The sequence below is a fragment of the Paenibacillus tundrae genome, assembly GCF_030812775.1.
In the GTDB taxonomy this organism is placed as follows: domain Bacteria; phylum Bacillota; class Bacilli; order Paenibacillales; family Paenibacillaceae; genus Paenibacillus; species Paenibacillus tundrae_A.
In genome coordinates, this window is record NZ_JAUSTI010000016.1 from 45678 (window position 1) to 57022 (window position 11345).

The 11345-nt window shown below is 45.1% G+C and carries 12 protein-coding genes; 5 read left to right on the forward strand and 7 right to left on the reverse strand.

Annotation, left to right across the window (positions count from 1 at the left end; translation table 11 throughout):
• Positions 1 to 308 precede the first annotated feature (308 nt).
• Positions 309 to 3023 (forward strand): aconitate hydratase AcnA, encoded by a 2715-nt coding sequence (acnA, locus tag J2T19_RS22485; RefSeq protein ID WP_307219774.1) that lies wholly within the window; start codon positions 309 to 311, stop codon positions 3021 to 3023.
• A 275-nt stretch (positions 3024 to 3298) separates the two neighbouring features.
• Here the strand turns inward: acnA and J2T19_RS22490 are convergent, their stop codons facing one another.
• The 7 genes from J2T19_RS22490 to J2T19_RS22520 form a co-directional block, all read right to left on the reverse strand.
• Complete coding sequence (locus J2T19_RS22490; RefSeq protein ID WP_307219777.1) at positions 3299 to 3502, reverse strand: hypothetical protein; 204 nt, start codon at positions 3500 to 3502, stop codon at positions 3299 to 3301.
• A gap of 61 nt (positions 3503 to 3563) precedes the next feature.
• Positions 3564 to 3962 (reverse strand): hypothetical protein, encoded by a 399-nt coding sequence (locus tag J2T19_RS22495; RefSeq protein ID WP_307219779.1) that lies wholly within the window; start codon positions 3960 to 3962, stop codon positions 3564 to 3566.
• A gap of 39 nt (positions 3963 to 4001) precedes the next feature.
• Positions 4002 to 4208, reverse strand: coding sequence for a hypothetical protein (locus J2T19_RS22500; RefSeq protein WP_307219781.1), 207 nt, complete (start codon positions 4206 to 4208; stop codon positions 4002 to 4004).
• A 14-nt stretch (positions 4209 to 4222) separates the two neighbouring features.
• Positions 4223 to 4774 (reverse strand): VanZ family protein, encoded by a 552-nt coding sequence (locus J2T19_RS22505; protein WP_307219783.1) that lies wholly within the window; start codon positions 4772 to 4774, stop codon positions 4223 to 4225.
• A gap of 63 nt (positions 4775 to 4837) precedes the next feature.
• A complete protein-coding gene (locus J2T19_RS22510; RefSeq protein ID WP_307219785.1) occupies positions 4838 to 5701 on the reverse strand; it encodes a M15 family metallopeptidase in 864 nt (287 codons plus the stop codon).
• Between the two features lie 149 nt (positions 5702 to 5850).
• Positions 5851 to 6939 carry a HAMP domain-containing sensor histidine kinase gene (locus J2T19_RS22515; RefSeq protein WP_307219787.1) on the reverse strand — a complete coding sequence of 363 codons (1089 nt, stop codon included), beginning with the start codon at positions 6937 to 6939 and terminating at the stop codon, positions 5851 to 5853.
• Entirely contained in the window at positions 6932 to 7627 is a 696-nt protein-coding gene (locus tag J2T19_RS22520; protein ID WP_307219788.1) for a response regulator transcription factor, read from the reverse strand. Before J2T19_RS22520 ends, J2T19_RS22515 begins: the two co-directional genes overlap by 8 nt.
• A gap of 84 nt (positions 7628 to 7711) precedes the next feature.
• Here J2T19_RS22520 and J2T19_RS22525 point away from each other — a divergent pair, with 84 nt between their 5' ends.
• The 4 genes from J2T19_RS22525 to J2T19_RS22540 all read left to right on the forward strand — a co-directional run bounded on the left by J2T19_RS22525 (position 7712) and on the right by J2T19_RS22540 (position 11292).
• Entirely contained in the window at positions 7712 to 8662 is a 951-nt protein-coding gene (locus J2T19_RS22525; protein ID WP_307219790.1) for a helix-turn-helix transcriptional regulator, read from the forward strand.
• A 70-nt stretch (positions 8663 to 8732) separates the two neighbouring features.
• On the forward strand, positions 8733 to 9605 hold the full coding sequence (locus J2T19_RS22530; RefSeq protein WP_307219792.1) for a zinc ribbon domain-containing protein: 873 nt from the start codon (positions 8733 to 8735) through the stop codon (positions 9603 to 9605).
• Positions 9606 to 10127: 522 nt separating this feature from the next.
• Entirely contained in the window at positions 10128 to 10295 is a 168-nt protein-coding gene (locus J2T19_RS22535; protein WP_156395468.1) for a hypothetical protein, read from the forward strand.
• 307 nt (positions 10296 to 10602) lie between these two features.
• A complete protein-coding gene (locus J2T19_RS22540; protein WP_307219794.1) occupies positions 10603 to 11292 on the forward strand; it encodes a hypothetical protein in 690 nt (229 codons plus the stop codon).
• The last annotated feature ends 53 nt before the right edge of the window (positions 11293 to 11345 follow it).

Consider the following 11345-nt stretch of genomic DNA (forward strand, 5'->3'; position numbering starts at 1 on the left):
CAATAAAACTACTTCTATATCTATGAGAACCCACCGGGTTGTATGAGTACGCCTTCGAAATCCAACTGATACAAACTTGCTCTTTGTGAGAAAACGCCTTCATTCTTTTTGAAAAGCAGGATTTCACAGGCAAAAAGCCCTTTACGTAGACCTCTTGAAACGGTATACTTAAAACTAAAGTTACGATTATGAAATTATGTTTCACCTAATGAAACCAACGAACAAGAACACGGAGCGATGAAGGCCTGTTCTTCATTTAAATGAATGTCTTCTTCATCTCACCGACACATTTTTAAGGAGGTACATGTATGTCAGCCAAGAACCATTTCTCCGCCGCACGCAGTCTTGAGGTCGGAGGCAAGTCTTACCGCTACTACAGTTTAGATGCTCTTCAGGAAGGCGGCTACGGCGACCTTTCCAAGCTTCCCTTCTCTATTAAAGTGCTGCTTGAAGCAGCAGTTCGTCAATTCGATGGACACGCAATTACCGAAGAACATGTGAAACAATTGACCGGCTGGGCAGATGGCCGTGACAATAACAAAGAAATTCCATTTATTCCTGCACGTATCGTTCTGCAAGACTTCACCGGCGTACCTGTTGTCGTTGACCTTGCTGCAATGCGTGATACGGTTAAAAAAGCAGGCGGCGACCCAAAACAGATCAACCCGCTCGTACCGGTTGACCTCGTTATTGACCACTCCGTCATGGTAGATGCGTTCGGAACCAACGATGCCCTTGACTACAATATCAAGGTTGAATTTGAGCGTAACGAAGAGCGTTACCGTTTCTTGCGTTGGGCACAAACGGCGTTCAACAACTTCCGTGCTGTTCCACCGTCCACAGGGATCGTTCACCAAGTAAACTTGGAGTATCTAGCTTCCGTTGCTGCAACCAAAACAGTTGACGGCGAAACAGTTGTATTCCCAGACTCTCTCGTAGGTACGGACTCCCATACAACAATGATCAACGGTCTTGGCGTTGTAGGTTGGGGTGTTGGCGGGATTGAGGCTGAAGCAGGTATGCTTGGCCAACCGCTTTACTTTGTTACACCTGACGTTATCGGTTTCAAATTGACAGGTAGCCTGAGCGAAGGCGCAACAGCAACGGATCTGGCACTGACTGTTACCCAAATGCTTCGTAAAAAAGGCGTTGTTGGTAAATTCGTAGAGTTCTACGGCCCAGGACTTGCTAATATCGGTCTTGCTGACCGTGCAACTGTAGCTAACATGGCACCTGAATACGGCGCAACAATCGGTTTCTTCCCTGTAGATAGCGAAACGCTGAACTACTTGCGCAGCACAGGCCGTTCCGATGAGCAAGTGGATCTGGTTGAAGCTTACTACAAAGCTCAAGGTATGTTCCGGACTGCTTCAACAGTAGATCCTGAATTTACAGATGTTATTGAACTTGACCTCGGCTCCGTTGTACCAAGCCTTGCAGGACCTAAACGTCCACAAGACCGTATCGAGCTGACACAAATGAAAGAAAGCTTCAACAGCATCATCCGCACACCGGTTGATAAAGGTGGATACGGACTGACTGAAGAGAAGCTTGAACAAAAAGTACCTGTTAAGCATCCTGATGGTTCAACAAGTGAGCTTGCTGCTGGAGCTGTCGTAATCGCAGCCATCACAAGCTGCACGAACACATCTAACCCTAGTGTTATGGTTGGTGCAGGTTTGCTTGCGAAAAAAGCAGTTGAACGTGGCTTGACTAAGCCAGGATACGTGAAAAGCAGCTTGACTCCAGGATCTCTGGTTGTTACCGAGTATCTGGAAAAAGCAGGTCTGATCGAGTACTTGGATCAACTCGGATTCAACGTTGCTGGTTACGGCTGTGCGACTTGTATCGGTAACTCCGGTCCACTACCGGATGAAGTAAGCGAAGCTATTGCTGAGAACGATATGACCGTAGCGGCTGTATTGTCTGGTAACCGTAACTTCGAAGGCCGTGTACACGCTCAGGTTAAAGCTAACTACTTGGCTTCCCCACCACTCGTTGTGGCATACGCTCTCGCGGGTACGGTGAATATTGACTTCGAAGTGGATCCAATCGGCTATGATACGAATAACGAGCCAGTCTTCTTGAAAGACCTCTGGCCTAGCTCTGAGGAGATCAAGGATGCAATTGCTAGCTCCCTGAACGCTCAAATGTTCCGTAACAAATACGAGAACGTATTTACAGCTAACGAACGTTGGAACAACATCCCTGTACCAGAAGGTGAATTGTACGAGTGGGATCCAAACTCCACGTACATTCAAAATCCTCCGTTCTTCCAAGAGCTTGGTGACAAGCTGAACGATATCTCCGATATCCGTTCTGCACGTGTTATGGCATTGCTTGCGGATTCCGTAACAACGGATCACATCTCACCAGCAGGTAATATCGCACCGTCCAGCCCAGCTGGATTGTACCTGAAAGAGCATGGCGTAGAGCGCAAAGACTTCAACTCCTACGGCTCACGTCGTGGTAACCATGAAGTTATGATGCGTGGTACGTTTGCGAATATCCGTATTCGTAACCAAGTGGCTCCAGGTACTGAGGGTGGTATTACGAAATACTTGCCAACAGACGAGGAAATGTCCATCTACGATGCTTCCATGAAGTATCAGGATGAAGGACAGAACCTGATCGTTATCGCAGGTAAAGAGTATGGTACAGGAAGCTCCCGTGACTGGGCAGCCAAAGGAACATTCTTGCTCGGCGTCAAAGCCGTTATCGCAGAAAGTTTCGAGCGGATTCACCGTAGTAACCTCGTCGGCATGGGCGTTATGCCATTGCAATTCCAAGAAGGTCACGGCTGGTCTAGCCTGGGTCTGAATGGACGCGAAACATACGACATTACTGGCCTGAGCAATGACGTGAAACCAGGGCAAGAATTGAAAGTAACTGTAACTCGTGAAGACGGTACACAGTTCGATTTCCCTGTTATCGCTCGTCTGGACAGTATGGTTGATGTGGATTACTACCATAACGGCGGTATCCTGCAAACGGTACTGCGTCAAATGATGAAAAAAGCTTAATTGCATTAACCATTCGTGCTATGAAGTGATATAACAGAAGCTCCCCATCGTTGCCGGTTGGCATGATGGGGAGCTTTTTTTTGGATTATTAGTGTATATCTACTGGCATATGATATGTCTGCCATGGGAGGCGTTAATTTATCCTAACCGGAAGATAGATGTTATTAAAAATCAATCTTTATGCCAACCTCCGAATCATCAGGTGGTTCAGGAATGCGGTACAGCCCTCTACTGTTTAATTTCTCTACATTAATCCAATCTACAAAGTCATCCCCTCAGTAACAACGGACAAAGTGACCATATTCCAATTCGCCATCATAGTTAATGGACTCCATGTATTGGGTGAAGGGATGCTTATATTCTAACGTCTGCAAAAAATCAGAGAATTCTATTCGCCACTCTTCGATTCGCTCTGCACAATGATCAGGTACATGAAAATAGTGACCTTCTGGGCTATAATATGAAATCTTCATTATCATTGAACAAACCTCCTTCAAGCTTAGCGTTCCTGGTATACCTTAGACTGCATGTTCAGATATCTTAGAGTTTTAAGATTTCCATACCTTCCCTCAGTTCTTCCGTCACAACCGTATTAAATTCAAGGCTATTCGCCAGTTCACGTTCTGTCTTATGTACAAGATAGTAGGAATACTTCTGCATCAACTCATGCTCGTTTAATTCAATCGGTAGTTTAATAATCTCTATCTCATCCGATCCAGCATAGAACCGATATCCTCGCTCTCCACGTCCTACATTCATCACCGTTTTGATTACGAATAACTCATCTCGTGTAGAGCTGTTGATTAACTCAGATCTCTTCTGTTCCAGATCCAGTATAGCCTTGTCATCGGCATCTTTGCTTTTGGAAACTGCAATCTCATTCTCAACTTCCATAATAGCTCTCATTCGGCTAGCCAGTTGTTTAGCTAATGAATACAATCGCTTTCCCCCTTTTCAGTTGACGAACATGCCTGCTCACTAATGATCCATATGATGGGAGGCCTGATCCAACATTTGCAGTACTCCCATGATAAGAAACAAGCATGACATCATAATGAGTGAGTACCCAATCCACTTGGATGTCGCGCGATCCATTATACGACGATTCGAGCTATGCGTTACATAACGCGGACTAACGATGAACATAAGACCTACGCCAATGATTAGAAGAGCCATATAGAACATGAATATCCTCCCCCTTAGGTGTGACTTTTGTTTGCATCATATCGTTTTTTCACAGTACGCGCAGGTTCACCTGCTATCATCCGTTTCACCCCACGAACCAACGCAAAGAGAACATACCCAATGATTCCACCCGCAGTATTGAGGATAAGATCATCCACATCAAATACACCCATACCGGTCAATAACTGTGTCACCTCATAGGCCAGACTGAGCAGTAGAGATAACACCAACACGTTTGCCCCCGCCAACAACTTGTTACCCATTAGCACAGGGATAAATATACCTAGTGGAATAAAAGCGAGCACATTGCCAAACAGATGAATAGCACTACCCGGCCGACCCAACGACAGACTATGCCAGTCTCTTGCGATCTCCTGAAATGGCGTTAAGTTGACAATTCGTGTATGAATAAGGTCTGGCTCTTGCATGAGCAACTTAAGTTGAGTCAGTACCAATTTAATATCAACGGGGTTACCTTTGAATAAGATCAGCTTCGTTAACAGATATAGATAGATGACCAAAGCGGAGATCCATAAGAATTGGATTAATATTTTTTGGGTTTTCATGATGGAACCTCCTTTATATTGTACGGTTGCAAGTGTGCAAATGTTGCGATGTTACTGGTGATGTTACTCCTTCACCGTCACGACGACGCCGTCCATGTTATCGCCCGATATCTCATATGAACGGTTCTCAGGGATGTGCACCGCCTGTTCTCGGGAAGCAGTGTAATAATGAACGTGATAGGTCTGACCCTCAACATCAACAGTCAGGCTCTTCTTGTCCTTAAGCAGCTCCAGATATTGCTCCAATGCCAAATTTCGCTGGTACATGACAGCACTATGTGGTAAGCCTACATAACGAAAGTGCCAGGGTTCGTATTGAATCCCTGTAATATGTACCTTGTCCTTCGGATAGCGTAAAATAAAACCATATTTCCAGGCATTCTGCTCCAGCCATGCCCCTTCTGGTGCTTCACTCATAGCGGCTAATGTAGAGCCTACATCTACGGACAAACCTAGATTATGTTCACTGTGCCCTGGAGGGAGTGCATAATCCAACCCTTTTTCCTCATACAATCGTGCTTGTTCTGCCAAGTCCCGATAACCACTACTTATGATAAAATATCGGACATCATCGTGGCCAGCGGCTTCAACCATCTTCTCAAACGCTTGGGCTACGTACCGCGATAACATTATTTTCTGATCCATCAAGCCATATCCACGCACCAACTCGTTCTGTTCAGCTAAATTCACAATATCCGTTCTCATACCCTCTAGATGAACAGGATACTCCGAATTAACGAGTAATAGATTACCTTTATGTACTTCATTTTTCATATCTACATGAATGGTTTGGGCGTATTGTGTATGAATCTCATTCGTATACTGAATCTCGATCATCGGTTCGGTCGGTTCTTGAAACCAAGCAGTTGACCTGCTAAAAATATAACCCACGGCAATGATACATATCAAAAATCCCCACTTTTTCATCTCCACGCTCCTCCTTTTCCTCATAAAATTAAGGATAGAAGAAACTAGTTAAATAAAAGCAGGGCAATTCTAAAGTTTTTCTTAAATTAGGGTGTATCTTATAATCATTTCATTTGGTTTGATTAAATTTAACTTCATTTAGATTCAACTCACGCTAGCGCAGGCAGCCGAATCTCAAATACCGTTCGTACAACATCGCTCTCAGCCGATATGGCTCCATCATGCTGCTCCACAATATTCTTGGCGATAAAGAGCCCTAGACCTGTTCCACCCTCCTGAGGTGTCCGCGAGCGATCGCCCGTATAGTACATATCGAAAATATGGGGCAAGTCTTCTGGATCAATATGTCCACCATAGTTCATCACCTGAACGATGACTTGTCCCGCTTCATTACGCCCGTTAATATCTACGTATAGACCGTCCTTACCGTGGCGGGCTGCATTAATTAATAGATTTTCGAATACACGTGCAAGCAGCTCGCCATCCCCCGAAATGATTAATTCGGGATCCATGTTCAATCGAGTAACCAAGTGGTTCTTTTCAAATACCGGATACAACTCCTCATTCAATTGTCGGAGCAATTCGCTAATGTTGAGTCGCTTTTTCTCTAGTGGTAACATGCCGTAGTTCATTCTTGTAATTTCAAACAAATCATCAATCAGTTTCTCTAAACGCTGAGACTTGGTATATGCAATGGAAGTAAAATGCCTAACCTGCTCCTCTGTGAGTTGATCATCCTTCACCAATAGATCTAGGTAACCTAACACGGAGGTTAAAGGAGTTCGCAGATCATGCGCCAGATTCACCACTAGCTGATCCTTACTGTTCTCTGCAAAATCACCCCGCTCTACCGCTTCCTTGAGCTTGAGACTTGCCAAATTAATATCCTCGGCAATCGTTCCTAATTCGTCCTTCGAGGAAATCTGCACCCGATGCTGAAAATCTCCATTGGCCAAGTGTCTTATGCCTGCAGAGATGTCTTTAAAATAGGTAACATAGGGTTTGGTAAACCAGAAGAAGAACAATATTGCAAGTGGAATGAACAGGAGTAAGAAAAAATAAATATCACCGATGCTCTTCATAAAATGTCGATACTCCGCAAGCTGATCTTCTGCCCGCACTCCAGAATAGAAGTATTGCATTAATTTGTACACACCATAGGTAATTGCACCAGAGGCCAGCATGCTTAGACCAAGCAACAGAATCATCGTTGTTCGAAAACTTCTACGTTTATTCATTAAATGTGTACCCCACACCCCAGATCGTTTTGATAAACTTGTTCTTGTCTACGTCTTCACCAAGCTTCTTGCGCAGGGTTCGAATGTGAACCATAACGGTATTACCGCTCTCATAGTAAGCCTCTCCCCACACTTGTTCAAAAATGCTTTCGGCACTAAAAACCTGTTTGGGATGGCTAGCAAGCAGATATAGAATATCGAATTCCTTCGGTGTTAACTCTACAGGCTTGCCATAGAGCATAACACTATGCTGGTCGGGAGCGATCACAAGTCCGCCTTTCTCGAGAACAGTTCGATGGACAGATGGTGCCTGACTGAATTGAAGCGAACGACGTAACTGTGAATTCACACGGGCAACCAGCTCCATCGGATTAAACGGCTTGGTCATGTAATCGTCCGCACCCATCACGAGTCCCGTAATTTTGTCCATATCCGAGGTCTTCGCGCTCAGAAAAATAATAGGCATATGGTGCTGCTCCCGAATCTTACGGGTCACCTCATATCCGTCCATACCAGGCATCATAATATCCAAAATCGCTAAATCTATCGTTTGTGTCTGAACGGCTTGAACTGCCGTTTTGCCATCAAATGCTTTGATGATATGATATCCTTCTTTTTGCAGGTGCAAAGCAACCAGATCCGCAATCTCAACTTCATCATCTGCGATCAATATCGTAATACGTTTCATTGCCTATTCCACTCCTATATGTGATAGTGGGCAGTATAATCTATCTGAATCTAACATAATCAACGATCGAAAGGAAACCCACTCATGAAACTGGATCGTTTATTAGCCATCGTGGTGCTGCTGGTCAATCGAGGTCGTGTACAGGCCAAGGATCTAGCGGATACGTTTGAAGTGTCTATCCGTACCATTTATAGAGATATCGACACGTTGGGTCAAGCCGGCATCCCTGTCGTCACGTATCAAGGTGCTAGCGGCGGAATTGGTCTTGCAGAGGGTTATCGACTTGACCGTAACGTGCTAACAGATCAGGATCTGGCATCCATCGTGACTGCACTGCGTAGTATCTCTACTTCTCATAGCAACGTGGCACGGGACCTCTTGGTCGAGAAGCTCAGCAGTATTGTACCCGAAGCCAAAAATGAAGATTTCCAGTCTAATACGAGCCGCTTCATTGTCGATTATTCAACCTGGACACATCCCGAAGCATTGCAGCTCAAGCTTCAGTTGATCGAATCGGGGATGGATCAGTCACGGCTCATCACCTTCACCTATTGCAGTGCTGGAGGGAATCAGACGATCCGAACTGTTGAACCCCACACGCTGGTGCTCAAGCGGCATTCTTGGTACCTCTATGCATTCTGTCATGAGCGGAATCAATTCCGCATGTTCAAGCTAGTCCGTATGCGAGATGTAACCCTTGCACAAGAACATTTTGAGCGAAGAATTATACAACCACATGGTAGACCCTGGCAGCAAGAATGGGTAGCACCCGACAACGAGGCTCCTCTGACCCTGCGATTTCACGCTCGCGCCCGCCATCTAGCAGAAGAATGGTTTGGCATTGAAAATGTCATTCCCGATGGAAACGGATATTACATCAGCCAGGTCGCCTTTCCAGAAGATAACTGGTTGTACGGCTTCATTTTGGGCTTTGGAGCAGATGTCGAGGTGTTAGAGCCAGAGCATATCCGAGTTACAATACGACAAATGGCAGAACAGATTGTACAAAATTATACTTCTGCATCTCAAACCTGACAGACTGCTGTCCAGTTCCCCTCAGTATACTTTCCATATATCCAGTTACAACTATTGAGGAGGAATTATGATGAACACGACGTTATGCCAAAGCTGCGGTATGCCACTAACAACTCCAGCACAGTTCGGAACAGAGGCTGATGGGAATGCTACAAGAGAGTATTGTATCTACTGTTATAAGAACGGGCAGTTCGAACAGCCTAACATTCCACTAGAAGGTATGATTGAAATGTGCACCGCAATTCTCAAGGGGGAAGGCATGGATGAAGAGTCTGCACGATCTATGCTGCAGAATCAGCTTCCTTATTTGAAACGATGGAATGGCACAGTAGAGAGAGGAACCTCGGCACGCTTAGGGGACGATTCAAATGATACATCTGGCTCTTCTGTTCCAACTGGCTTCACTAATCCCGCTAATTCAACTATTGCTACGGAGTCGTATGGTCTGAGCGGTGCGCTTCTTGGATTGTCTGAGCCTGTTCGTTATGTGACTCTTCCGGCGAAACGTCTTGCGGGTGTGTCTGCGAGAACAACCAATGCAATTGAGATCAGTGGCAAAGGCTGCATTCAAGGCTTGTGGAATCAGTATTTCCCCTCTGACCAACTGCCTGCACCTGAGGTAGCTCGCTATGGCTGTTACAGCGACTATACAGACGGTATTACCGGGGAGTACACCATTCTGGTTGGTCATGAAGTGACTTTCGATGAAGTTTTGCTCGAGGGTATGGATTCAGTTGATCTGCCACCGGCTACGTACGCCGTATTCACCTCCAGAAGAGGACCTATGGCAGAAGTTGTAGGGGAAGCATGGGGCGCAGTATGGGCTTGGGCGGATCAGCATAAACGTACATTTACAGGGGACTTTGAGCTGTATGATGAACGTAGCATCGACCCTGAGAATGTTCAGGTAGATGTGTATATTGCTGTTCAATCCATGCAATAGATTGTTATTTTATGTGATAGCAATGCTTGATCTTAAATTATAGGACCATATTTAACGAGCTATCGGAGGAGTCCGATGGCTCTTTGTTATGTGTACTTTTAGCGAATCATTTTAACCAATGATTGATCACTTTCTAGAGTCAAATCAACGCCAATGACTTATTTTTTGCGCAATCTGATAACCCCACTCCCTTCAAACAACGGTCTAAGGTACCAAGTTACTTAGCAATTCCCGTACCTATTCAACCAGACAATATGTCTTAATCAGGGGATGGTTGACTTATTTAAAATTGGGTCTATTCACTTAACAACCGATTCTATCCTCCCATTTGTTCCCTTCGAAATACAGTTCTTTATTCCTGAATTTCTCTAAAAACGTTTACATCTTTCAAATACCGGGTAAAATCACTACAATCCAATTGGAATTACATCATAGATTTGCCCATTTCGCATAACAAGTCACATGTACCTATATAGGTATAAAACATGAATACATAGAAAATGCATCAAAGGAGGAACCAAGATGATCCGCATGCCTATTCAGCAAATGATCCCGTATCACCACCAATATCCGCGCAACACGGCGACCAATGCTCCAAAAAAGGAGAATGAGAGTACTCAAGGTCTATCCTTTCATGAAATTTTGCAACAAAAGATTGCCAATAAGAACGCTACTCCATCTATGCGCTAATATATTACGACCTAATCGTCTCTTGTTCTTATTCGGTTACAACCAGCTTACCGTCCTTCCAGAACGCTAGGGATGACGGTTATTCGCTGTTGTCGAGTACACACCAATCAGATCAGATGATGAACTACTAACAAGCGATAGCCTTCGTCCTCATGCACGAGGCAGTCCCGTCAGGTTGACGGTTAGCTTGGCATTGTACGAGCGTATTCAGTATGTACAGTGCCCTGCCCGCCCTCTATAATGGGTTAAACACTCAGGCAAGCCTAGGCTGCTCACGGGTAGCTGAAGCCATTAGGGGGAAGATACCATGATTACCATCAGTTGTTTTCACGCTCACTATTCCAACATCACACTTATCGAAGAAGCTCTCTCTGCCTATGCGGTTGAACTCGTACATTATGTTGATCCCGGGCTGGATCGGCTTAAACATGATGTAGACTTCTCGGACACCATAACGAAGGACAAAATATCCCAAACCCTGCAATGGATTGAACGCTGCCATACCGATGCCATTCTTGTGACCTGCACCCTGTTTGCTGCAGTTCTAGATCAGGAAGCACAGAATATTACCATTCCTGTCATCGGCATTGATGATCCACTGCTAGCGGAGATACAACGTATGGACAATGAATACATATTTGCTTTTACGAACCCGGCTACAGTTGAAGGTACAATGGCACGGGTAAATCGGGCTTTACAACAGGATTATGAGAAAGGGCAGAACTTTGTTACCGAGGCACCTCAGCCAGAAGCCGTGTGCATTCCTGGGACGTTTCAATTGATTATGCGCGGTGACAAGGAAGGTTATCTTGCAGCAGTACGTGAAGGATTACAGTCTATTGCTGGGCAGCATCCCGGCAAAACGGTAGTCGCAGCCCAATTATCCATGGCGCCGGCTGCTGCGCGAGTTACAGTAGAGACCGGTATTGCGATCCATAGCCCTTTGGCATTGCTTGCAACATATTTGGAGAAGAAGGTAGGCATGGCACCGCAATAGATGTTGGAATTGGTTTGCTGTCTATGCCTATTTCTCGTTTATATTTAAGGTAA